The following is a 22,684-nucleotide window of genomic DNA, read 5'->3' as shown; positions in this document are numbered from 1 at the left end:
TGTTAATCTAATGTGTCACTTCCGGTCCACCCCCATGATCCAGCAACGCACCCTCAAGAACACGATCCGCGCCACCGGCGTTGGCCTGCACAGCGGTGACAAGGTCTACATGACCCTGCGCCCGGCACCGGTCAACCATGGAATCGTGTTCCGCCGCGTGGACCTGGACCCGGTCGTGGAAGTGCCGGCCAAGGCTGAACTGGTCACCGAAGTGACCCTGTGCACCGGCCTGACCTGCAACGACGCCAAGATCCAGACCGTCGAGCACCTGATGTCGGCGCTGGCCGGCCTGGGTGTGGACAACATCATCGTCGAACTGTCCTCGGCCGAGCTGCCGATCATGGACGGTTCGGCCGGTCCCTTCGTGTTCCTGTTGCAGTCGGCAGGCATCGTGGAACAGGGTGCGCCCAAGCGCTTCATCCGCGTGCTGAAGACGGTGGAAGTGACCGAAGGCGACAAGGTGGCCCGCTTCACCCCGTACGAGGGCTACAAGCTGGGCTTCACCATCCAGTTCGACCACCCGATGATCCCGGCCAAGCAGTCGCGCCAGGAAATCGAGTTCTCGACGCTGGCCTACACCAAGGAAATCTCCCGCGCGCGCACCTTCGGCTTCATGCGCGACCTGGAGTACATGCGCGAACGCAACCTGGGCCTGGGCGGTTCGATGGACAACGCCATCGTGCTGGACGAGTTCCGCGTGCTCAACGAAGACGGCCTGCGCTACGCCGACGAATTCGTGCGCCACAAGATCCTCGACGCGATCGGCGACCTCTATCTGGCCGGTGGCCAGGTGCTGGGCGCCTACGAGGGCTTCAAGTCCGGCCACGCGCTCAACAACAAGCTGGTGCGGGCGCTGATGGCCGACGCCACCGCCTGGGAATGGGTCAGTTTCGACTCCCCGGCCACCCCGGACCCGGTCGAGTATGCGACGCCGGCTTACGCCTGATCAGCATAGGCTGTTGAATTCAAAGACAAAAACGCCGCCTTCGAGGGCGGCGTTGTCGTTTCAGGCGCCCGCCGCGCATTCAGCGCGCTTGAGGGGCGTCAAGGCCGGTTCGAGGTCACGGTTTTGTGAACCTGTTGGATCGGAAGCCTGAATTTAACGTAGTTTTAACAACAATCTAACGACAGGGCCCCGGATGGCAGCTAGGATGCGACCCGGCCCCCGAAATGTTTCACGCCGTGGTGACACGCGCGACGGGGAGCGGAGCCGGATGCTCCGTTGTCATCAGGACCGTTTCTTCGGCTTTGAAGGAACGTCCTGCAGGCAAGCCAAGGCGTCGCGTAGCCCTTTGTGCGTGGCGGCTGAAACTGCGTGGGGTCCATTCCGGTTGTCGAGCGCTGGGGAGCGCGTGGGAGTGGAGGACGCAGTCTTGATGGTCACCTTGGTGGCCTTCAGCCCGATGGAACGGGCCGCGTCGAGCAACTGGGCTTCGGCAAGCCGCAACTTGGCATGCCAGACCGGGGATTCGACGAGAAAAACGAGGTGTTCCCCGTCCACATTGGCCAGCCGGCAACGGCTGCGCAGAGGTGGCGGCAACTGGGGGCGCAACTGACGGTCCAGCGCGTCGAGCCACAAGGCACGCCGCAGCGGGTTCCCGCTTTTGTCAGCCATCACCGCATCCAGCGCCGGTTTGGGCTTGGAGGCGGGGCGAACGCTGGATTTCGGCTCAGACATGAAAACTCACTGATGGCATTCAAAAAGATCGTAATCAAAACGCGTGAAGGACAGGCCAAATCGTCGCCCATCGCGCGTTTGCGGTTCTATTTCGAGGACCGCCCCCGTGCCCTGCTGGGCAGCGTGCTCGGGGTAGGCTGCATTATCGGCCTTGCTGGCGGCATTGGCGCCAGCGCGCTGAATGATTCCCGGCTGCAGGCCAAGGTCGAGCGCCAGGACGCGGAGCTGGCCAAGGTCCGGCGCGACGCGCAGACCCAGGTCAACGCGCTGGCAGCCCGCCTTGGCGAGCTGCAGGCCCAGGCCACCCGCCTCAACGCCCTCGGCGAACGCCTGACCCAGATGGGCAAGCTGGAAGACGGCGAGTTCGACTTCAACGAGACCCCCGGCCTCGGTGACGGCGATGCTGGTGGCCCGACCACCGACATCCCGGTCAAGGACGTCAACGCCGACTTACAGGTGCTGGAGCAGCGCTTCGCTGCTTCAGGCCGCCAGCTGTCGGTGATGGAATCGCTGATGTTCGACCACCAGCTGCAGCAGAACGCCGTGCCGTCGCGCATGCCGATCCGCAACAGCTACGTGACCTCCGGCTTTGGCACCCGTGCCGACCCGTTCGGCCGCGGTGCGGCCACCCACAAGGGCATGGACTTCCACGCCAGGGTCGGTGACCCGGTGATGGCCGTGGCCGAAGGCGTGGTCAGCTTCTCCGGCGTGAAGGGCGGCTACGGCAACGTCGTCGACGTCGACCACGGCAATGGCTATGTCACCCGCTACGCGCACAATTCGCGCCTGGTGGTGAAGGTCGGCGACCTGGTCCGTGCCGGCCAGGAAGTGGCCAAGGCCGGTTCCACCGGCCGTTCGACCGGTGCCCACGTGCACTTCGAGGTGTGGGAGAACGGCAACGTGGTCAACCCGCGCAAGTTCCTCGGCGACGGCGGCAACACGCCGGTCGGCCGCATCAGCCGCGGCTGAACCCTGGTCTGGGGTCAGAGCCCATTCGCCATGGCGAATGGGATCCGACCCCGATCCCGCACGGGGTCGGATCCCTTCCGCAGCGCGGAATGGCTCTGACCCCATCGCCGAAGGGTTGAAACCTCAGCCGGCCGTCCCAAGCTACAATGGGTGTTGCCATCGACAGGGCGCCAGGCGCCCTGTTTCGTTTGCGACGGACGGATCCCAAGGGGGAGGCCGGGCGTCGTGTCCATCCAACCCGGTTCCTTCAATGATCAACAGCCTGCTTACCCGCGTATTTGGCAGTCGTAACGAACGACAGCTGCGCCAGCTCAACCGCATCGTCGCCAAGATCAATGCGCTGGAGCCGGAGATCGAGAAGCTTTCCGACGAGCAGCTTCAGGCCAAGACGCCGGAGTTCAAGCAGCGCATCGCTGGTGGTGAAGCCCTGGACAAGGTGCTGCCGGAAGCGTTCGCGGTCTGCCGTGAAGCCGGCCGCCGCGTGCTGGGCATGCGCCACTACGACGTGCAGCTGATCGGCGGCATGGTGCTTCACCTGGGCAAGATCGCAGAAATGCGCACCGGTGAAGGCAAGACCCTGGTGGCAACCCTGCCGGTGTACCTCAACGCGCTGGAAGGCAAGGGCGTGCACGTGGTCACCGTGAACGACTACCTGGCCCGCCGCGACGCCGCGCAGATGGGCAAGCTGTACAACTGGCTGGGCCTGAGCGTGGGCGTGGTGTACCCAGGCATGCCGCACAGCGACAAGCGCGAAGCCTACGCCTCGGACATCACCTACGGCACCAACAACGAATTCGGTTTCGACTACCTGCGCGACAACATGGCGCTGTCCAAGGCCGACCGCTACCAGCGCGGCCTGCACTACGCCATCGTCGACGAAGTCGACTCCATCCTGATCGACGAAGCGCGTACCCCGCTGATCATCTCCGGCCCGGCCGATGATTCCCCGGAGCTGTACATCCGCGTCAACCGCGTCGTGCCGAACCTGGTCAAGCAGGAAGTGGAAGACGGCGAAGGCGACTTCTGGGTCGACGAAAAGGGCAAGCAGGTGCACCTGTCCGAAGCGGGCATGGAGCACGCCGAGCAGCTGCTGGTCGAGGCCGGCATCCTCAATGCCGAGACCGAAGGCCTGTACGCGCCGCAGAACCTGACGGTGGTCCACCACCTCAACGCCGCGCTGCGCGCGCATGCGATCTACCAGCGTGACGTGGACTACATCGTGCGCGATGGCGAAGTGGTCATCGTCGATGAGTTCACCGGCCGCACCCTGTCCGGCCGTCGCTGGTCCGATGGCCTGCACCAGGCGGTGGAAGCGAAGGAAGGCGTGCCGGTCCAGCGCGAGAACCAGACGCTGGCCAGCATCACCTTCCAGAACCTGTTCCGCATGTACAAGAAGCTGTCCGGCATGACCGGTACGGCCGATACCGAAGCCTTCGAATTCCAGAGCATCTACGGCCTGGAAGTGGTGGTGATCCCGACCAACCGCCCGACCATCCGCAAGGACAGCCCGGACCAGGTGTTCCTCAACCGCAAGGGCAAGTTCAACGCGGTGCTGGCCGACATCGAAGAGTGCGCCAAGCGTGGCCAGCCGGTGCTGGTGGGTACCACCTCGATCGAAACCTCGGAAATGCTGTCCGAGCACCTGCGCAAGGCCGGCGTGAAGCACGAAGTGCTCAACGCCAAGCAGCATGACCGCGAAGCGACCATCGTCGCCAATGCCGGCCGCCCGGCCGCGGTCACCATCGCCACCAACATGGCCGGCCGTGGTACCGACATCGTGCTGGGTGGTTCCCTGGAAGCGGAGATCCATGAGCTGGGCGAGGACGCCACCGATGCGCAGAAGGCCGCGGTCAAGGCCGATTGGCAGCAGCGCCACGAAGCGGTGAAGGCTGCCGGCGGCCTGCACATCGTCGGCACCGAGCGCCACGAATCGCGCCGTATCGACAACCAGCTGCGTGGCCGTTCGGGCCGCCAGGGTGACCCGGGTTCGTCCCGCTTCTACCTGTCGCTGGAAGACAACCTGATGCGCATCTTCGCCTCCGACTGGGTGCAGAAGGCCATGCGCATGATGGGCATGAAGGAAGACGACGTCATCGAGGACCGCCTGGTCAGCCGCCAGATCGAGAAGGCGCAGCGCAAGGTCGAGGCCCACAACTTCGACATCCGCAAGAACCTGCTGGACTTCGACGACGTCAACAACGACCAGCGCAAGGTGATCTACGCCCAGCGCGACGAGCTGCTGGACGCCGAGTCGGTGAAGGACAACGTGGATGGCATCCGCGACGACGTGATCTTCGACATCGTCGCCCGCTTCGTGCCGCCGAACTCGATCGACGAGCAGTGGGACCTGCGTGGCCTGGAAGCGACCCTGGAGTCGGACTTCGGCCTGCAGATGTCGCTGACCGGTCTGGTCAAGGAACACGAGGAGCTGGACGCCGAGGCGATTGCCGCCAAGGTGCAGGAGCGCGTCAACCAGCACTTCGCCGAGAAGGAAGCCGGCGTGGGCGAAGAGACCATGCGCGCGCTGGAGAAGCACGTGATGCTGACCGTGCTGGACCAGAGCTGGAAGGAGCACCTGGCACGCATGGATTACCTGCGCCAGGGCATCTACCTGCGTGGTTATGCGCAGAAGCAGCCGAAGCAGGAGTACAAGAAGGAAGCCTTCGAGCTGTTCTCGGACATGCTGGAGAACGTCAAGCGCGAAGTGGTGACCCTGCTGTCGCGCGTGCGCATCCGCAGCGACGAGGAAGTGCAGGCACTGGAAGCGGCCGAGCGCCAGCAGGTCGAAGCCCGCCTGAGCCAGTCGCAGTTCCAGCACCAGGACGTTGGCAGCTACAGTGCCGACGAGGAAGCGGCGCAGGTGCAGGCCGCCCAGCAGGGCATCGCACAGGCGCAGCGTGACGAGCCGAAGATCGGCCGCAACGATCCATGCCCCTGCGGCAGTGGCAAGAAGTACAAGCACTGCCACGGCCAGCTGAGCTGACCCGAAGAGCCCCGCGAAAGCGGGGCTTTTCTTTCATGGCGGCTGTTTCGCGCGGCTGATCCGGCCAGATCCGAGATTGCGCGGCCCGCCCTGTTCTGGGCATGCTTCCCCCATGCCTTCCCCCACCCGATCGATCCACGTCGTGGCCGCCGTCATCACCGACGCCCGTGGCCGCGTGCTGCTCAACCGCCGTACCGAGAACCGCGACATGGCCGGCCTGTGGGAATTCCCCGGCGGCAAGCGCGAATCCGGCGAAACCTCCGAACAGGCGCTGGTGCGCGAGCTGCGTGAGGAACTGGGTATCGAGGCGGATGTCGGCGAGTGGCTGATGGACGTGCCACAGCGCTACCCGGACAAGCACCTGACCCTGGAAGTGCGCCATGTACGTAGCTGGAAGGGCACCCCGCGCGGGCGCGAGGGCCAGGCGATCACCTGGGTGGCGCCGGACAAGCTGGGCCGCTACTCGATGCCGCCGGCCGACCTGCCAGTGGTGGCCGCCCTGCGCCAGCCCGACAGCTACCTGATCACCCCGGCGCCGGCCGACGATGACAGTGGCATACAGCACTGGCATGAGCAGCTGCAGCGCGCGGTAGGCGCGGGCCAGCAGCGCATCCAGTTGCGCCTGCCTCCGACGCATCCACAGCGGCAGGCGATGCTGGAACAGGCCCTGCGCACGCATCGGCGCAGCGGCGTGCAGTGGCTGCTCAACCGCGATATCGAACTGGCGCGCGCACTGGGCGTGGGCGTGCACCTGGGCAGCGAACAGCTGCTGGAACTGGAGAAACGACCGCTGCCAGAGGGGCAGCTGGTTGCCGCGTCCTGCCATGACCTGCGGCAGCTGCAGGCTGCGCAGCGGCTGGGCTGTGACTTCGCCGTGCTGGGCCCGGTGCAGGCCACGGCCAGCCATCCCGCTGCCACACCGATGGGCTGGGATGCCTTCGCCGCATTGCGCGCGCAGGTATCGCTGCCGATCTATGCACTGGGTGGCATGGGCAGCGGCCACATCGCCGAGGCGCGCCGCCATGGCGGGCAGGGCATCGCTGCGATTCGCGGGCTGTGGCCAGCGTAACGCCGTGCACGCGGGGTCAGAGCCCTTTCCGCTGGAAAGGGATCCGACCCCCACCGGATGCAGTAGATCCACGCCATGCGTGGATGAACCCCTCCCGATTACAACGTGATCCAGAAACACCCGTATTGCCGTCGCAATCCCAGCACCGTCGAAGCGCGCGACGCGCTGCCGGGCAGCGTCTGCTCCAGGCGCAGACCGACCGGATGCCGCGCGGCACGAGGCTCAGGGTCGGATCCCTGCGCAGCAGGGCTCTGACCCTGCTCCTGCGAGGACGCCAGCGCCTGTGACGGATACACCGGCACCACGTCCACCAACGGCCGCCGCGCCAACGATTCCAACTGGCCGAGGATACGTTGTGCGCCTGCGTCGGAGACTGCGCTCCACAGGTACAGCGAGGACAGCCGGTTCACATCGTTGCTGACGATGCCGGTGCGCAGCGCTTCCACCAGCTCACTCAACCGTCGCGGACAGCGCGCGCCCAGGGTATCGCGCGGCATCGTGTTGCCGGCGGGCGCAGTCGGTGGCAACCGCGACCGCGCGCCCAGGCTGTCGCAGGGCCGGTCGGTGTAGACACTCTGGCCCTGCGCATCGGTGCAGCGGTTCAGGCGCATGGACTGCGCATGGGCAGCGCTCGTTGCCGACCACAGTGGCAACAGCATCAGCAGGAAGAAAAGCCGGTTCATCGACGCAGGGTAGCGCCGTTCAAGGCGATGTGGCGTGCTTTCAGCCTTGCAGCAGCTTCAGCACCGAGGTGGTCGGCTTGGCCAGATTCAGGGTGTAGAAGTGCAGGCCGGGAGCGCCGCCTTCGATCAGCCGTTGGCACAGCCGGGCCACCACTTCGGTGCCGAATGCACGCACCGATTCGGCGTCATCGCCATAGGCCTGCATCTTGCGGCTGATCCAGCGCGGAATCTCCGCACCGCACTGTTCGGAGAAGCGGCGCAGCTGGCTGAAGTTGGCGATCGGCATGATGCCGGGGGTGATCGGTACCTGCACACCGAGCCGGCGCACTTCATCGACGAAGTGGAAGTAGGCATCCGGGTTGAAGAAATACTGGGTGATCGCCGCATCGGCACCGGCATCGATCTTGGCCTTGAAGTGCTTCAGGTCGGCCAGTGCGTCGGAAGCCTGCGGGTGCGTTTCCGGATAGGCGCCCACTTCGATGTGGAACGCATCGCCGTGCTCGGCACGGATGAAGTCGATCAGTTCGGCGGCATAGCGCATGTCGCCGGGGAAACCCATGCCCGAGGGCAGGTCGCCGCGCAGCGCGACCAGACGCCGGCAACCGATCGCGCGGTACAGCTTGAGCAGCTCGCGGATTTCCTGACGGGTGCCGCCGACGCAGGACAGATGTGGTGCGGCATCGAAGCCATGGTGCTGGTTGAGGTGGCGCACGGTCTCCGAGGTATAGCTCAGGGTCGAGCCACCGGCACCGAAGGTGCACGACACGTACTCGGGGCCGTAGTCCTTCAGCTTGGCGGCGGCGCGGTCCAGCTGGCTGCGCTGTTCGTCGGTCTTGGGCGGATAGAACTCGAAGCTGATGGCGGTCATGGCACGGGCGGCAGCGGCGGGTGCGGACCAGTATATCTCTTCATCAAGATAGATGTTGTCAATTTTGTGCGGGTGTACACCGTCCGCCGCCTGCGACCGTTCGCCCCGGCACCCGGCCGTTGCTCCGGAATCGCAACCGGGGTGCCGCCGCTGCGGCCACGCTGACCCCAGACCCGGCAACACCCACCCGATGAAGGAGCAGACGATGAAGATCTTCCTGGCACTCTGGTACGCACTGAAGGCGCTGGCCCGGCTGGCCATGATCGGCATGGCGATGGCCGTGCTTGGCTCCGGTTCGGCCCATGCGGCCGCCGCCACCGGCACCGGCAAGGTGCAGGTCGAGGTGGTCGGCAAGGGCCGCCCGCTGCTGCTGATCCCCGGCCTCAACAGCAGCGCCGAGGTCTGGCGCAAGACCTGCCTGGCCTTGAAGGGTGTGCAGTGCCACCTGGTGCAGCTGCCCGGCTTTGCCGGCGCCGCACCGGCCGATCCGCGCCCGGCCGAATTCCTGCCGGCGATGCGTGGGCAGCTGCTTGCCTACCTGCATGACCAGCACCTGGGCCCGGTGGTGGTGATCGGCCACAGCCTCGGTGGCCTGCTGGGGCTGCAGATGGCGCAGGCCGAGCCGGCGGCGGTCAGCGCACTGGTGGTGGTCGATGCGTTGCCGTTCCTGCCGGCCGCGCGTGACCCGAACGCCACGGCTGACAGCGTGCGGCCGATGGCCGACCAGCTGCGCAAGGGCATGCTCGCCGCCGATGCCGCGCAATGGCAGGCGCAGTTGAAGGCAGGTCTGCCGGGCATGACCCGCGATCCGCAGCACCAGGCGGAGCTGGGCCGCTGGGGCGAGGGCAGCGACCGCCAGACCACGGCCGATGCCATGCATGCGGTGATGACCACCGACCTGCGCGGCAGCATCGCCTCGATCAGCGCACCAACCCTGGTGCTGGGCAGCTGGGCCGGCTACCAGCCGATGGGCGCAACCGAGGACAGCACCCGGGCGGTGTTCCAGGCCCAGTACGCGAAGCTGCACGGCGTGCAGATCGCGATGAGTGCGCGGGGCTTCCACTTCCTGATGTGGGATGATCCGCGCTGGTTGCAGGAGCAGGTGCAGCGTTTCCTCGCCGCACATCCCTGACCGTTGTCCGCCCTCCTGCCACCGCCGAGAGCCCGCATGGACGCCACCACGTCATCCCGTCGTTTCTGGACACTCAACGCGTTGGCGTGGGCCGGCTACGCGATGTACAGCCTGTGGGTCGGGACGCGGATCGGGGGCGGCGTACTGTTCAGCGGCGTGGCCTTGATCAGCGTCAGCATCGCGGTCACGCTCTGGCTGTGCAGCGGCGCATTGCGTTCGGTCGCGCTGCGCCAGCGCTGGTGGGACGGCGGGCTGGGCCTGCTGGTGTTGAAGCTGGCTGCCGGGGTGATGATCGGCGCCAGCGTTGCACAGGCGGTGACGGCTGCACTGCTGCTGCCGTCGCTGGCACTGGACTGGGTGCGGTTGCCCGGAGGGCACGCCGACTACCAGTGGTCCTCGTTGCTGGTGTACTGGATGAACACCGCGCTGTTCCTGCTGATGTGGACCGGCCTGTGGGCCGGCCTGCATGGACTGCGCCGCGCACGCCACAGTGAGCTGGCCCGCCTGCGTGCCGAAGCCGAGCGCAGCGCGCTGGAACGCGATGCACTGCGCGCACGGCTCAATCCGCACTTCATGTTCAACGCGTTGAACAACCTGCGTGCCTTGATCCTGGAAGATCCCGAGCGCGCACGCGACATGGTCACCCGCTTGTCGCGCACGCTGCGCCAGGCGCTGGCGCACAACCGCAGCGAGCAGGTGACACTGGCTGAGGAACTGGCAGTGGTCGACGACTATCTTGCCATCGAGGCGATCCACTTCGAACAGCGCCTGCAGGTGCAGCAGCACATCGATGCCGATGCCACGCAGGCGCAGTTGCCGGCGATGGCGTTGCAGCTGCTGGTGGAGAACGCGATCAAGCACGGCATCGCCAGTCGCCCGGGTGGTGGTGACGTGCAGATCCGTGCCACGCTGGACAATGATGTGCTGCGCCTGCAGGTGGACAACCCATTGGGCGGCGCCAGCGAGCCCACGCATGGCCACGGCGTCGGCCTGGCCTATCTGCGTGCCCAGCTCGGCACGCGTGGTCGTTTCATCCTGCAGCCGGTTGGCGACCGCATGCAGGCCCTGCTGGAGATTCCGCAATGAGTGGCGTGCTGCGCGTGTTGATCGTTGATGATGCACGGCTGGCGCGGCAGGAGCTGCGCACGCTGCTGTCGGCGCTGCCGTGGGTGCAGTGCGTAGGCGAAGCCGACGATGTGCCTGCCGCACGCGAGGCGATCGCCATGCTGGCACCAGACCTGGTGCTGCTGGACGTGCAGATGCCCTCCGGCAGCGGCTTCGATGTGCTGGATGGTTTGGAGACGGTGCCGGCCGTGGTGTTCGTCACCGCCTACGACACCTACGCAGTGCGCGCGTTCCAGGCCAATGCGCTGGACTACCTGGTGAAGCCGGTGGAAGCGCCGCGCTTGCTGGAGGCGCTGCAGCGGGCGCGTGAGCGAGAAGTCGTGGCGGCAGAAACGCCGGAATCGCGCGGCACGCTGGGCGCGCAGGACCAGGTGTTCGTGCGCGAGGGTGAGCGCTGCTGGTTCGTGGCGGTGTCCGAAATCCGCCGGCTGGTGGTGGATGGCAACTACACGCGGCTGTGGTTCCGCGACCAGAACGCCCTGCTGACCCGCAGCCTGAGTGCGCTGGAAGCACGTCTGCCGCCGGATCTGTTCTTCCGTGCCAACCGCAACACGCTGGTCAATCTGCGGCGCATCCGTGGTGTGACGCCCAGCATCGGCGACGGCTACGACCTGGCATTGGATGACGGCAGCGAGGTGGAGGTGTCGCGGCGGCAGGCGCGTGAACTGCGCGAGCGGATGGGGTTGTAGTTGCCGCTACAGCTCGGCACTGACGGGGCTGGTGATGAAGCCCCACAGCAGGCGCGCCATCACCGCCGGTGAACGTGCCTGCGCACGAGCGTAGGCGAGCAGTGCATCCAGCCGCGGGCGGTCGTAGAGGTGCCCGGCCAGAAGCACCGCGTGCACACGACGGGTGTTGGCGGTGTCCTGCAGCGGATTGCCATCGAGCAATACCAGGTCGGCGGCTTTGCCAACTTCGACATTGCCATGCAATGCCTGCAGGTCAAGATGGCGCGCCGCGTGCAACGTTGCCGCGCGCAGCACCTCGGCCTGGCTCAGGCCTGCCTGCCGCAGCCACTGCAGTTCATCGTGATAGCGTAAGCCGCCCAGCCCGGTATCGGTGCCGACCAGCACGCTGACGCCGGCACGGTGCGCGGCACCGGTCAGGACCAGTCCATGCGCGAAGTACGCCTTCAACGCGTCTTCGCCGCGCAGGCCAGGATAGCGTTCGGTGGTGGCCGTCAGATCATCGCGCCATGCCCAGCGCGAAAGTGGATCGAGATAGGCCAGGCGTGGATCGTTGATGAAGGCGGGGTCGCGCGCACGCGCATCCTCTTCGCGGGTGACATGGGTGGGTACGAACGCGGCGCCGCTGGCCTGCATCAAGCCGAATGCCTCATTGCACACGGAAGGCTGATAGCCGCCGACCATGCGTTCGGCCAGTGCGGTCGGGTCTTCGCCATCCAGCGTACCGCCGCGCCACGCGGCGGCGTTGTCGAAGCAATGACGCACGAACAGATGGGCGTGTTCGAAGCTGCGCTGGCCTGCCTGCACCGCGTCTTCCAGAGGCACGGCCCTGGGCAGGTGGCCGACCAGCGGACGGCGCAGCTGCTGCGCCTCGGTGGCCAGCCGCTGGTAGGTATCCGCACGCAGCCGGTTGTAGACCTTCAACGCGTCGACGCCGCGCGCGCTGTACGTGCGTGCACGCCCGGCGGCGGCCTCCGGCGCAAGTGACGGATCTTCGAAGTAGAAACTGGCGATCTGCACGAAGCGCGGTGCCGCCTGCTGCCCGGCAATGGCCTGTGCGGTCCAGCGGCGCTTGTCGGCCACGCAGGCGATCAGCGGATCGGCAGCCTGCGGGCAGTCCATCATGTCGCGGGTGCCGGTGATGCCGTTGGCCAGCATCAGCGGGAACTGCAGCTGCGGCGACAGCTGCAGGGCGTGGGTGTGCATGTCCCAGAAGCCGGGCAGCAGCCAGCGGCCACCGGCGTCGAAGACCGGCAACGCTGTATCGGCAACGCCTTCGCCGACGGCGGTGATCGTGCCGTTGCGCACCGTCACCGTGGTGGGTTCACTGACCTGGCCGCGCGCGACGTCCACCACCCGCGCGTTGACGATCACGCGGCTGTTGCCCGGCTCGGGCAACGGCGGTGCCGACAGCGGCCAGAGCAGGGCGGCGGTGAACAGCACTGCCGGTGCCGACACGAGGGCAGCCAGTACTTTCAGTAGGCGCTTCATGGGCCGCACTGCTGGCCGCGAAGCTGCGCATGAACACCACCGTCATTGGCCTGTATCTCCAGATGCAGGCCGTGGTGGTCGCAAAGCCGGCGCATGATCTCCAGTCCCAATCCGCTGCCGCTGCTGTCTGCGCGCTTCTGGAAGGGGCGGGGCGTGGGCCAGCTGCCCAGCGATGGTGCGGAAGCGGTATTGTGGACCTGCAGAACGCCGGCTTCGAACGTGATCAGCACCGTGCCCTGCGGGGTGTGCGCGAAGGCGTTGCCGATCAGGTTGGCCAGCACCACCTGCAGCGCAGCCTCTGGCGCGTGCAGTACTGCGTGGTGAGGCACCGAGAGCTGCACGTCCACCGGCCGCGAGGCCAGCAGCGGCGACTGTTCGACGATCATCCGCTCAAGCAGCGGAACCAGCCTGACCGGCCCGCAACGCGTGCCTGCAGGTTCTTCGCGAGCCAGCGCCAGCAATGCAGTCATGGCTTGCTGTAGCTGCAGCGCCGACAGGCGGATGTGCTGCAGATGCTGTTGCCCGCGTGCGGACAGCCCAGCCTCGCCGAGCAACTGGCTGGCCGCGCTGGAGATGACACTCAACGGAGTCCGCAGCTCGTGGCTGGCATCACGGGTGAAGGCATGCTCGCGTTCGATGAACGCGGCGACCCGTTCCGACAAGCCATCCAGCGCGCGCGCAAGTACTCCGATTTCGTCATTGCCGAAATGAGCGGCCAGGTGTGTGCGCTGTCCAGACGGTGGTTGCAGTGCTTCAACCTCATGGACCAGCGCATACAGGGGGCGTGTGGCGCGGCGCGCCAGCCACAGGCCGAGCAGGATCGCGACCAGGATCATGGCCAGCGCCGTACCGCCCAGCAGCAGCACCACCCTATCGCGGACCGGACGAACCACCAGCTGTTCGCTGACTTCGTACACCAGCCATGCGGGAGGCGCGGACGCGGAGGCCTGCAGGCGCTTGACGTGGTAATGACGGCCCTGCTGGCCGCCGAACTCCGAGCGCCAGGGCTCCTGCGCGAACTCTGCCCGCAGATCGGAGGGGAATGTGGCCGGTGAGCCATGCAGCTGGACCGCTGCATCGGCGGGCAGGCGCCAGTGCCCCGTGCGGGCATGGTAGGCACGCTGCGCCTCCGCTTCGCGGTCCAGCTGGGCGTTGAAGATGCTGTCCTCCACCGCATACATGAAGACCAGCGAATACATTCCGAAGACCGAGGCAATCAGCAGTGCGAAGACGGTGAACGCCACCACCAGGCGCCGGCGCAGACGATGGACCGGGCGTGGCCTCATGGCGATGCTTCCAGACGGAAGCCGACACCATGTACGGTGCGCAGCATCTCGCTGTCGAAGGGCCTGTCCAGTACCTGCCGCAGCAGGTACAGATGCGAACGTAGCGGGTCCGACGGTGGCGCTTCATCACCCCACAAACGCTGCACCAGTTCACTGCGGGTCACCGTGCACGGCCACGCTTCGGCCAGTTCGAGCAGGATGCGCTGGGCCAGTTGTGGCATCTCCAGCGCAACGCCATCACGCCACGCCTGGCCCGTGCGGCGATCGATGCACAGTGGGCCGATCTGCAACCGATGGGGCTGGTTGAGACGATGGCGGCGCGCCAGCGCCAGACAACGCGCCAGCAGTTCGGCATCGTCGAACGGCTTGACCAGGTAATCATCGGCGCCTGCGGAAAAGCCCTGCAGTTTGTCGACCAGTGCGTCGCGTGCAGTCAGCATCAACACAGGCACATGGCGATCGCAGCCATCGCGCAGGCGACGGCACACCGTGGTCCCGTCGATTCCCGGAAGGCCCAGGTCGAGCAGCACGACGTCCGGCGGATTGGCCAGGACCATCCGCAGGCCGAGCTCGCCGTCGGCGGCGAAATCCACCTGGTGGCCCTGTGCCTGCAGCATGTCGACGATGGCCGAGGCCAAGGGCAGGTTGTCTTCGATCAACAGCAGGCGCAGGCGTTCGGCGTCCATGGTCAAGGCTGCATGCGGGCCAGAAGTGCCTTAGCTTCTTCCAGTGCAGGCTGCTTTTCCAGCACGGCCTGCAGTTGCGTGCGGGCGCGCGTGGCGTCGCCCAGGCGCCAGTGCGCTTCGGCCATCGCCACGTCCAGGCGCGGTTCGTCCATGTGTGGACGGGCCAGCTGCATGATTGCCAGCGCATCGGCGATCGCTGCGGGCGTCTGCGCAGCCTGCAGCTGGTAGAAGCCAAGGATGCCGATCAGTTCGACGTGGTAATCCGCAGGGCGCCGCGCCAGCTGCTGGACGGCCTGCGTGTCGCGCTGGTGCAGGTGCCGCTCCACCAGCGCCATGCTGCGCTCGTCGCGCCAGGGTTCGCGGTCCACCGGTACCTGCCCGCTGGCACGCACGAAGGCCTCGGCCAGCGCAGGGGTTGAGTACGGGTTCTGCCCGGTGACGAGGCGCCCATCCACCACCACCTTGGGCATCATCAGGGGCGCTTCCTGCCAGCGAGCCCCGAGTTCACGCATGCGCGGCTCCAGCTGGAAGGCAAATTCCTTCGCCCAGCGCTTGCCGAACAGCAGCTCTTCCTCCTCGCTGAAGCCGGTCATGGAGCGGCCTTCCACCAGCGCGCGGCCATTGCCAAGGCGGACGCCTGCCAGCGCCGCCGGTCCATGGCAGACCGCTGCGACGATGCCGCCTTGTTCCCATATGGCGGCAATCGTGCGTTGCAGCGCGCTGTCGGCCGGCAGATCGAACATGGCGCCCTTGCCGCCGATCACCAGCACGCCGCGGTAGTCGCCTGCCCGCAGTTGCGCCGTTGGCAGGGTACCGGCCAGTGCGCGGACGGCCAGGGGATCAGCCAGGGCCGCAGCGTTGAAGGATTCCGTGGCGTTGTATTTGTCGGCCTCCACGGCACCGCCGCGTGGGCTGGCCACATCGATCTCGAAACCGTTGCGCCGAAGGATCAGCCAGGCCTGGGTGAACTCGTCCATCTCGAAGCCCGGCCGGGTGCGGCCCTGGTCGCGGCCTTCGCTGCTGACCACCAGCAGCACGCGCGGTGGCTGTGTGGGATCGGCGGTCGAGGCGACCACGGGGTCGTGGAAGATGGCCATTGCGCAGGCCAGCAGCAGGGAAGGGAGGCGGATCATGCTCGGGTTTCCTGGGAATGTTCAGGCACTGTGCCGTGCAGATGTGAAGCAGACTTCAAGCCGCTTGGCCGGTACCCTGAGCACCTGTTCCTGCACTGTGCCGCCATGTCCATCGTCCTCACCGATTTCGCCCGTCCTCGCCTGTTTCCGCGCGTGCCGCGTGGCAACACCATCCAGGACTGCACTGCAGAGCAGTTCCAGGCGCACCTCAATGCGCATGCACCGCTGAAGGTGCTCGACGGCTACGCGCCGTTCTGCAAGCTGTTCGTCTATGAGAACTGGACCAGCACGCGCTGCCTGACGGTGCCTGTCACCGAGGCCAACCGCCACCAGCTGCGTAGTGGCTACGAGGCGCGCAACCGCGAGGAACTGCCGGTGCTGGTGCGCTGGTTCGAGGGTGTGGAGTCGCCGCGTGCGAGCTACCTGGTGGTGATCCTGTACAGCGCCGAGCAGCTGGCGAAGGAAGGTTCACCGATCGAGGCCGACTGGGGCATCGTCGGCTGCATCTACACCGCCGAGCCCGAGGAAGTGCCGATGGCGCCGATCACGATGATGCGCAATGCGCTGGGCGTGGAAGAGGGCGGCTCGGGCGTGCCGCTGGATCGCGAGGCTTACCGGCGTTCCGTCCAGTTCTGGGAGAACAACGCCAACTGGCGTCCCTGATTCGGATCCCCGTATCGCGGGGCGCTGACCCGACATTCGACCCCATGCGCCCGCGCCATGCCCGGCTGATCTATGATCGGGCCAGACCAACGCACGGAGGGCGGAGCATGGGTACCTGCGCAAGGATGATCCTGATGGTGCTGGCTGGCCTGCTGCCGGCCACCACAGCACTGGCGGCGGCGCCGGTTGCAGAGACGGCCTGTGCGCCCTTGGCGGCGGTTCCGGGTCTGCGCGACAGGGGCGTGACCGCGTTGTCGATGCGGCCCGAGGGCGGTCGTTGCGTGGTCGAGGTGACCGCTGCCGACGGCAAGGCGCTGCTTCGGCAGCAGCAGATCCTGAATGTACTGGCGCAGCACGCTTGTGCAGCGCCTGCGGAGGTGACTGTGGACGGCGCGCAGATGTCCCTGACGTTGCGCCTGCCGAAGCATTGCGCGGCGCGCGGCGGCCGGGACCTGTTCGCGGGCGAGGGCATCCCGTGGATGCAGCCACGCGGCGTGTCGCCACGCTACCCACCAGAGGCCATGCAGCAGGGACTTTCCGGACGCAGCCAGCTGAAGGCGCTGATCGATGCGCAAGGAACCGTTGCCGCGGTGATCGTGGAGACCTCCAGCGGCTACGCGCTGCTGGATGAAGCGGCGGTGGAAGAACTGCGCGGCTGGCGTTTCGTCCGCGCCGACGCGAAGAGCACGGTGCCGGAGTTGACCATCGTGCGCGTGCCGATGCGGTACGAATTGGTGGAGTGATAGCGATCCACGCACGGCCCGGAGCTGCGCGCTGCCGCAGTAGCGCCACGCCATGCGTGGCTGCATCCCGTCAGGCGGCCATCCACTCCCACCAAGGGTAGTGGTACTCGCGGTCGATGGCCTGCCAGTGCCGGGCGCACTGTGTGCAGGCAACCGCGTGGCACTCGCCCCAGCCACCTTCGGCTTCGCCCACCGAAAGCAGCCGCATCTGCCCCTGTTCAAGCAGACGACGGGGATCGAAGAACGGGTAGCCGGGATTGAGCGCACACAGGCAACCCTCGCGCGCACGCCAGTAGCGCAACCGTTTCAGCGCGGCTTTCAGGTGCGCCTGATTGCTGATCAGCATGCCACCGAGCGCGATGCCCTGGCAGCGCTGCTCGATCAGGTCCGCGTGCGTGGCCAGTGCTTCCAGCGAGGACGCGCTGAACAGCCGTGCGACCGTGCGTGCGGCGTTGGTGATGCGCGCGCCGTCGCGCGACAACAGGTCCTGCAGCAATACATCGGCCTGTGCGTCCTCAAGGCGGGGCGGTAGTGCGGCGGACCACGGCCAGCGCATCAGCGCGCCTTGCCGATGGCAGCGAAGTGGCCGACGGTCAGGTGCAGCAGGTCGGCCGGTGTCAGCTCCACTTCCAGGCCACGGCGGCCGGCGCTGACATGCAGCGTGGGCAGCACCTGCGCGCTGGTATCGAGGAAGGTGCGCAGGCGCTTCTTCTGCCCGAGCGGACTGATGCCGCCGACCAGGTAGCCGGTCGCACGCTGCGCGGCATCGGCCGCAGCCATTTCGCACTTCTTGCACCCGGCGGCTTCGGCCAGCGCCTTCAGGTCGAGCTGGCCGGCCACCGGCACGATCGCCACCAGCAGTTCGTGTGTCTCGGTGCTGGCCAGCAGGGTCTTGAACACCTGGGCCGGGTCGAGGCCGAGCTTGTCGACGGCTTCTCCGCCATACGATTCGGCGTGGGCGTCGTGCACGTAGCTGCGCACGGTGTGGGCGATCTTCTCGCGCTTGAGCAGGTTGATGGCCGGAGTCATGGGCACATCGTAGCGTGGCGTGGAGGCGTTGCCTTGACCGAGGCTCGCCCCTCGGTCCGGTGGACGCGTGGTGCATGGCTCCACGCAAACGCAGAACGGGCGCCCGAAGGCGCCCGTTCTTCCTGCTTCCGTTGCTGGGGTCAGAGCCCTTTCCTGCGGAAAGGGATCCGACCCCGGCACGATCAGTAGCGGTAGTGGTCCGGCTTGAACGGGCCTTCCACCGGCACGCCGATGTAGTCGGCCTGTTCCTGGCTCAGGGTGGTCAGCTTCACGCCGATCTTTTCCAGGTGCAGACGCGCCACTTCCTCGTCCAGCTTCTTCGGCAGCAGGTACACCTTGTTCTCGTAGCTGTCCTTGTTGGCCCACAGGTCGATCTGGGCCAGGGTCTGGTTGGCGAACGAGTTGGACATCACGAAGCTCGGGTGGCCGGTGGCGCAGCCCAGGTTGACCAGGCGGCCTTCGGCCAGCAGGAAGATCGCATTGCCGTTCGGGAAGATGTACTTGTCCACCTGCGGCTTGATGTTGACGTGCTGCACGCCCTTGAAGCCCACCAGCGCATCGACCTGGATCTCGTTGTCGAAGTGGCCGATGTTGCAGACGATGGCCTGGTCCTTCATCGCGCTCAGGTGCTCGATGCGGATGATGTCCTTGTTGCCGGTGGTGGTGACGTACAGGTCGGCACGGCCCAGGGTCGATTCGATGGTGTTGACTTCATAGCCTTCCATCGCCGCCTGCAGGGCGCAGATCGGGTCGATCTCGGTGACGATCACGCGCGCGCCGTAGGCACGCAGCGACGCGGCGCAGCCCTTGCCGACGTCACCGTAGCCGCAGACCACGGCGACCTTGCCGGCCAGCATCACGTCCATCGCGCGCTTCAGGCCATCGGCCAGCGACTCGCGGCAGCCGTACAGGTTGTCGAACTTGCTCTTGGTGACCGAGTCGTTGACGTTGATCGCCGGGATCAGCAGGGTGCCGGCCTGCGCCAGCTGGTACAGGCGGTGCACGCCGGTGGTGGTTTCTTCCGAAACGCCCTTCCAGTCCTTGACCACGCGGCCCCAGTAACCCGGGCGCTCCTTGGCAACGCGCTTGAGCAGGTTCTTGATGACCTGCTCTTCGTGCGATGCAGCCGGCTCGTCGACCCAGGTGCTGCCGTTTTCCAGTTCGTAGCCCTTGTGGATCAGCAGGGTGACGTCACCGCCGTCGTCGACCACCAGCTCCGGACCGGTCAGGGTCCCGTCGGCCAGGGTGAAGGTCAGCGCGTCCAGGGTGCAGTCCCAGTACTCTTCCAGCGACTCGCCCTTCCAGGCGAACACCGGGGTGCCGGTAGCAGCGATGGCGGCAGCAGCGTGGTCCTGGGTGGAGAAGATGTTGCACGAGGCCCAGCGCACGTCGGCGCCGATGTCCTTCAGGGTCTCGATCAGCACCGCGGTCTGGATGGTCATGTGCAGCGAACCAGTCACGCGCACGCCCTTCAGCGGCAGGCTGGCGGCGTGCTTGCGGCGGATCGACATCAGGCCCGGCATCTCGTGCTCGGCGATGTCCAGTTCCTTGCGGCCCCAGTCGGCCAGGGTGATGTCGCGGATCTTGTAATCGCCTTCGGTGGAGAAGGTCTTGGCAACAGCATTCATGCAATAGCTCCGGTTGTGGACGAGCGGATGCTCGCTTCTGGCCGGGCGCCGTTGTTGCAGTACCACCTGGCCGAGCCTGGCCGGCCTCAAGGGATCCGGTCGCAGCGCCCCTCGGCAGGGGAGGACGGCCATTATATCGCGCCTCCGGTGTGACACGCCGATGACCCAACCATCGGCAGGTGGGCCGGCGGGCATGGCCTGTTAAGGTCGTTGTTTTCACGCATCACACAGGTGGAACGATGAGCATGCACCCGCGCCGCAACCGGCGCTTGACCGGCCTGGTCCTGTCGATGGCCCTGCTGGCGGTGGCTCCGCTGGCGCTGGCCGCTGCGCCAAAGGCCGCTCAGGGCCAGACGCAGGCGCAGGGCGCCACCGGCTACGAGCTGCCCTCGGCGGCGCTGCAGGCGGTGGTCGACGCGCCACGCGCACCCTCGCTGTACCTGTCGCCGCGCCGCGACGTGGCCGCGATGATGCAGATGCCGTCGCTGCCGTCGATCCAGGTGGTGGCGCAGCCGGAACTGAAGCTGGCCGGCCTGCGCATCAACCCGCGCACGTTCTCCGACAGCCGCTTCAGCTTCGGCGAGAAGCTGTGGCTGATGAACGTGGCCGACGGCAAGGAACGGCAGATCAGCGGCCTGCCGGCCAAGCTGTCGATCGCCAGCGTGATGTGGTCGCCGGACCAGAAGTGGCTGGCGTTCAACCAGGTCGATGCCGCCAGCGGCGCCAATGAACTGTGGCTGGTGGATGTGGCCGGTGGCAGCGCCCGTCGTCTGGTCGCCGGCCTGAACACGGTGATCGGCAGTGGCTACCAGTGGCTGCCGGACAGCCGCGGGTTGGTGGTGTTCACGCGCCCGGCCAACCTCGGTGCGGCTCCGGCCGCCGATGGCATCCCGACCGGTCCGGCCGTGCAGCAGACCAGCCAGGGTGGCGGCGTGGTGTCGATCCGCACCTACCAGGATCTGCTGAAGAACGAGGCCGACGCGCGCCAGTTCGATTACTACGCGACCACCCAGCCGATGGAAGTCAGCCTGGATGGCAGTACCCGCGCGATCGGCGCGGCCGGCATCTTCATGGGCTTCGCTGTGTCGCCGGATGGCCGCTTCGTGCTGCGCCAGCCGGTGCAGCGCCCGTACTCGTACGTGGTGCCGGTAAGCAGCTTCCCGCGCCGCATTGAAGTGATCGACCGTGCCAGCGGCAAGCTGGTGCACACCGTGGCCGTGCGTCCGCTGGTGGAAGGCCTGCCGACCGGCAACGATGCCGAAGTGACCGGCGTACGCGATATCAGCTGGCGCGGTGATGCCGATGCCACCCTGGTCTGGGCCGAAGCGCAGGATGGTGGCGACCCGAACAAGGACGCCAAGGTGCGCGATGCGGTGCTGATGCAGGCCGCGCCGTTCGACACGCCGCCGGTGACGCTGGCCCAGCTTGGCAGCCGCCTGGCCGGCATCAGCTGGGGCCGCGGTGACCTGGCGCTGCTGACCGAATCGTGGTGGAAGACGCGCAAGACCAAGACCTGGCTGATCGCCCCGGACAATGCCAGCGCCGAGCCGCGCCTGCTGTGGGATCGTGACGCGCAGGACCGTTATTCCGATCCGGGCCGGCCGCTGTTGTCCAGCGACGACCGCGGCCGCTCGCTGCTGCAGACCAGCACCGATGGCAGCAGCCTGTATCTGGCCGGTGCCGGTGCATCGCCGGAAGGCGATCGTCCGTTCGTGGACCGCTTCGATGTCGCCACGGGCAAGGCCTCCCGCCTGTTCCACTCGCAGGCGCCGAGCTACGCGCTGCCGGTGGCGCTGCTGGACAACCAGGCCAGCTCGCTGCTGCTGAGCCGCGAGAGCCCGGACGAGCCGGCCAACTTCTACGTGCAGTCGCTGGCCGACGCTGGTGCTGCGCCGCGTGCGTTGACCCACTTCGCGCATCCGCTGCCGCAGCTGAAGGGCGTGCAGAAGGAACAGATCCGCTACAAGCGCAAGGACGGAGTAGATCTGACCGCGACCCTGCTGCTGCCGCCGGGCTACGACCCGAAGCGCGACGGTCCGCGCCCGCTGCTGATGTGGGCCTACCCGGGTGAGTTCAAGAGTGCGGCCGCGGCCAGCCAGGTCACCGATTCGCCGTACCGCTTCAATGCGGTCAGCTACTGGGGCCCGCAGGCGTTCCTGGCCAAGGGCTATGTGGTGCTGGCCAGCCCGTCGATGCCGATCATCGGCGAGGGCGACAAGGAGCCGAACGACACCTATATCGAACAGCTGGTGGCCAACGCGCAGGCGGCGGTGGATGAAGTGGTGCGTCGTGGCGTGACCGATCGCGATCACATCGCCATTGGCGGTCATTCCTATGGTGCGTTCATGACTGCCAACCTGCTCGCGCACACGCGCTTGTTCAAGGCCGGCATCGCCCGCAGTGGTGCCTACAACCGCACGCTGACGCCGTTCGGTTTCCAGGCCGAGGAGCGCAACTACTGGCAGGCGCAGGATGTCTACCAGAAGATGGCGCCGTTCAATTACGCCGACAAGATCAAGGATCCGATCCTCTTCATCCACGGCGTGGACGATAACAACTCCGGTACGTTCCCGATCCAGAGCGAGCGCATGTTCGCTGCGGTGAAGGGCCTGGGCGGCACCGCGCGCCTGGTGATGCTGCCGAACGAATCGCATGCCTACCGCGCGCGCGAATCGATCATGACGATGCTGGCCGAGAGCGAGCGTTGGCTGGAGCAGACCATCGGCCCGGCCGATCAGGACAAGGCCAAGAAGAAGCGCTGACCGGACCCGGTAGTGCCGGCCAGCGGCCGGCACTACCAGATGAAACCATTTTTGCATCGCAGCACGACGC

Annotated in this window: 20 protein-coding genes and 1 riboswitch; of the genes, 10 read left to right on the top strand and 10 right to left on the bottom strand. The window is 66.7% G+C overall.

Annotation, left to right across the window (positions count from 1 at the left end; all coding sequences use genetic code 11):
* The first annotated feature begins 34 nt into the window (after window positions 1-34).
* Complete coding sequence (gene lpxC / locus V9K93_RS10620; protein WP_046982702.1) at window positions 35-946, top strand: UDP-3-O-acyl-N-acetylglucosamine deacetylase; 912 nt, start codon at window positions 35-37, stop codon at window positions 944-946.
* Window positions 947-1,228: 282 nt separating this feature from the next.
* Here the strand turns inward: lpxC and V9K93_RS10615 are convergent, their stop codons facing one another.
* A complete protein-coding gene (locus tag V9K93_RS10615) occupies window positions 1,229-1,678 on the bottom strand; it encodes a DciA family protein (protein WP_012510050.1) in 450 nt (149 codons plus the stop codon).
* A 12-nt stretch (window positions 1,679-1,690) separates the two neighbouring features.
* Here V9K93_RS10615 and V9K93_RS10610 point away from each other — a divergent pair, with 12 nt between their 5' ends.
* The 3 genes from V9K93_RS10610 (at window position 1,691) to V9K93_RS10600 (ending at window position 6,699) form a co-directional block, all read left to right on the top strand.
* The gene (locus V9K93_RS10610) at window positions 1,691-2,647 is read left to right on the top strand and encodes a M23 family metallopeptidase (RefSeq protein ID WP_012510051.1); all 957 of its coding nucleotides are present in this window, start codon (window positions 1,691-1,693) and stop codon (window positions 2,645-2,647) included.
* Window positions 2,648-2,897: 250 nt separating this feature from the next.
* Window positions 2,898-5,630, top strand: a complete 2,733-nt coding sequence (secA, locus tag V9K93_RS10605) for a preprotein translocase subunit SecA (protein ID WP_337302529.1) — start codon at window positions 2,898-2,900, stop codon at window positions 5,628-5,630.
* Between the two features lie 112 nt (window positions 5,631-5,742).
* Window positions 5,743-6,699, top strand: a complete 957-nt coding sequence (locus tag V9K93_RS10600) for a Nudix family hydrolase (RefSeq protein ID WP_046982705.1) — start codon at window positions 5,743-5,745, stop codon at window positions 6,697-6,699.
* 98 nt (window positions 6,700-6,797) lie between these two features.
* On the opposite strand, the gene V9K93_RS10595 is transcribed toward V9K93_RS10600, so the two are convergent.
* Window positions 6,798-7,382 (bottom strand): DUF4124 domain-containing protein, encoded by a 585-nt coding sequence (locus tag V9K93_RS10595; RefSeq protein ID WP_295377124.1) that lies wholly within the window; start codon window positions 7,380-7,382, stop codon window positions 6,798-6,800.
* 40 nt (window positions 7,383-7,422) lie between these two features.
* Complete coding sequence (metF, locus tag V9K93_RS10590) at window positions 7,423-8,250, bottom strand: methylenetetrahydrofolate reductase [NAD(P)H] (RefSeq protein WP_004143823.1); 828 nt, start codon at window positions 8,248-8,250, stop codon at window positions 7,423-7,425.
* Window positions 8,251-8,455: 205 nt separating this feature from the next.
* On the opposite strand from metF, the gene V9K93_RS10585 reads away from it, so the two are divergent.
* Genes V9K93_RS10585 through V9K93_RS10575 form a run of 3 tightly spaced genes read left to right on the top strand, consistent with a single transcriptional unit; the run spans window position 8,456 to window position 11,196 of the window.
* Window positions 8,456-9,382: an alpha/beta fold hydrolase gene (locus tag V9K93_RS10585; RefSeq protein ID WP_337302528.1), complete on the top strand. Its 927-nt coding sequence runs from the start codon at window positions 8,456-8,458 to the stop codon at window positions 9,380-9,382.
* A 36-nt stretch (window positions 9,383-9,418) separates the two neighbouring features.
* Entirely contained in the window at window positions 9,419-10,468 is a 1,050-nt protein-coding gene (locus V9K93_RS10580) for a sensor histidine kinase (RefSeq protein ID WP_046982708.1), read from the top strand.
* Window positions 10,465-11,196: a LytR/AlgR family response regulator transcription factor gene (locus tag V9K93_RS10575; protein WP_295377117.1), complete on the top strand. Its 732-nt coding sequence runs from the start codon at window positions 10,465-10,467 to the stop codon at window positions 11,194-11,196. Before V9K93_RS10580 ends, V9K93_RS10575 begins: the two co-directional genes overlap by 4 nt.
* Window positions 11,197-11,202: 6 nt before the next feature.
* Here the strand turns inward: V9K93_RS10575 and V9K93_RS10570 are convergent, their stop codons facing one another.
* From V9K93_RS10570 to V9K93_RS10555, 4 genes are read right to left on the bottom strand one after another with little or no spacing between them, the layout of a single operon-like run.
* Window positions 11,203-12,684, bottom strand: coding sequence for an amidohydrolase family protein (locus V9K93_RS10570; RefSeq protein ID WP_337302527.1), 1,482 nt, complete (start codon window positions 12,682-12,684; stop codon window positions 11,203-11,205).
* A complete protein-coding gene (locus V9K93_RS10565) occupies window positions 12,681-13,970 on the bottom strand; it encodes a sensor histidine kinase (RefSeq protein ID WP_337302526.1) in 1,290 nt (429 codons plus the stop codon). Before V9K93_RS10565 ends, V9K93_RS10570 begins: the two co-directional genes overlap by 4 nt.
* Window positions 13,967-14,656, bottom strand: a complete 690-nt coding sequence (locus tag V9K93_RS10560; RefSeq protein ID WP_253079103.1) for a response regulator transcription factor — start codon at window positions 14,654-14,656, stop codon at window positions 13,967-13,969. Before V9K93_RS10560 ends, V9K93_RS10565 begins: the two co-directional genes overlap by 4 nt.
* Before the next feature lie 2 nt (window positions 14,657-14,658).
* Complete coding sequence (locus tag V9K93_RS10555; protein WP_337302525.1) at window positions 14,659-15,789, bottom strand: type 1 glutamine amidotransferase domain-containing protein; 1,131 nt, start codon at window positions 15,787-15,789, stop codon at window positions 14,659-14,661.
* Between the two features lie 105 nt (window positions 15,790-15,894).
* On the opposite strand from V9K93_RS10555, the gene V9K93_RS10550 reads away from it, so the two are divergent.
* Window positions 15,895-16,452, top strand: a complete 558-nt coding sequence (locus V9K93_RS10550) for a DUF3228 family protein (protein WP_337302524.1) — start codon at window positions 15,895-15,897, stop codon at window positions 16,450-16,452.
* Between the two features lie 134 nt (window positions 16,453-16,586).
* Window positions 16,587-17,195: an energy transducer TonB gene (locus tag V9K93_RS10545; RefSeq protein WP_337302523.1), complete on the top strand. Its 609-nt coding sequence runs from the start codon at window positions 16,587-16,589 to the stop codon at window positions 17,193-17,195.
* 70 nt (window positions 17,196-17,265) lie between these two features.
* On the opposite strand, the gene V9K93_RS10540 is transcribed toward V9K93_RS10545, so the two are convergent.
* From V9K93_RS10540 to ahcY, 3 genes are all read right to left on the bottom strand, one after another.
* On the bottom strand, window positions 17,266-17,751 hold the full coding sequence (locus V9K93_RS10540; protein ID WP_295377108.1) for a hypothetical protein: 486 nt from the start codon (window positions 17,749-17,751) through the stop codon (window positions 17,266-17,268).
* Window positions 17,751-18,224 (bottom strand): Cys-tRNA(Pro) deacylase, encoded by a 474-nt coding sequence (ybaK, locus tag V9K93_RS10535; protein ID WP_337302522.1) that lies wholly within the window; start codon window positions 18,222-18,224, stop codon window positions 17,751-17,753. Before ybaK ends, V9K93_RS10540 begins: the two co-directional genes overlap by 1 nt.
* Before the next feature lie 182 nt (window positions 18,225-18,406).
* Window positions 18,407-19,852: an adenosylhomocysteinase gene (gene ahcY / locus V9K93_RS10530; RefSeq protein ID WP_136638872.1), complete on the bottom strand. Its 1,446-nt coding sequence runs from the start codon at window positions 19,850-19,852 to the stop codon at window positions 18,407-18,409.
* Between the two features lie 36 nt (window positions 19,853-19,888).
* A riboswitch (S-adenosyl-L-homocysteine riboswitch) is annotated at window positions 19,889-19,971 on the bottom strand.
* A gap of 120 nt (window positions 19,972-20,091) precedes the next feature.
* On the opposite strand from ahcY, the gene V9K93_RS10525 reads away from it, so the two are divergent.
* A complete protein-coding gene (locus V9K93_RS10525; RefSeq protein WP_337302521.1) occupies window positions 20,092-22,614 on the top strand; it encodes a S9 family peptidase in 2,523 nt (840 codons plus the stop codon).
* The last annotated feature ends 70 nt before the right edge of the window (window positions 22,615-22,684 follow it).

It is taken from the genome of Stenotrophomonas sp. CCNWLW162 (assembly GCF_037203745.1).
Lineage (GTDB): Bacteria > Pseudomonadota > Gammaproteobacteria > Xanthomonadales > Xanthomonadaceae > Stenotrophomonas > Stenotrophomonas maltophilia_AQ.
The sequence above is the reverse complement of the archived record's forward strand: the minus strand, read 5'-3'. Positions and strand labels throughout refer to the sequence as shown.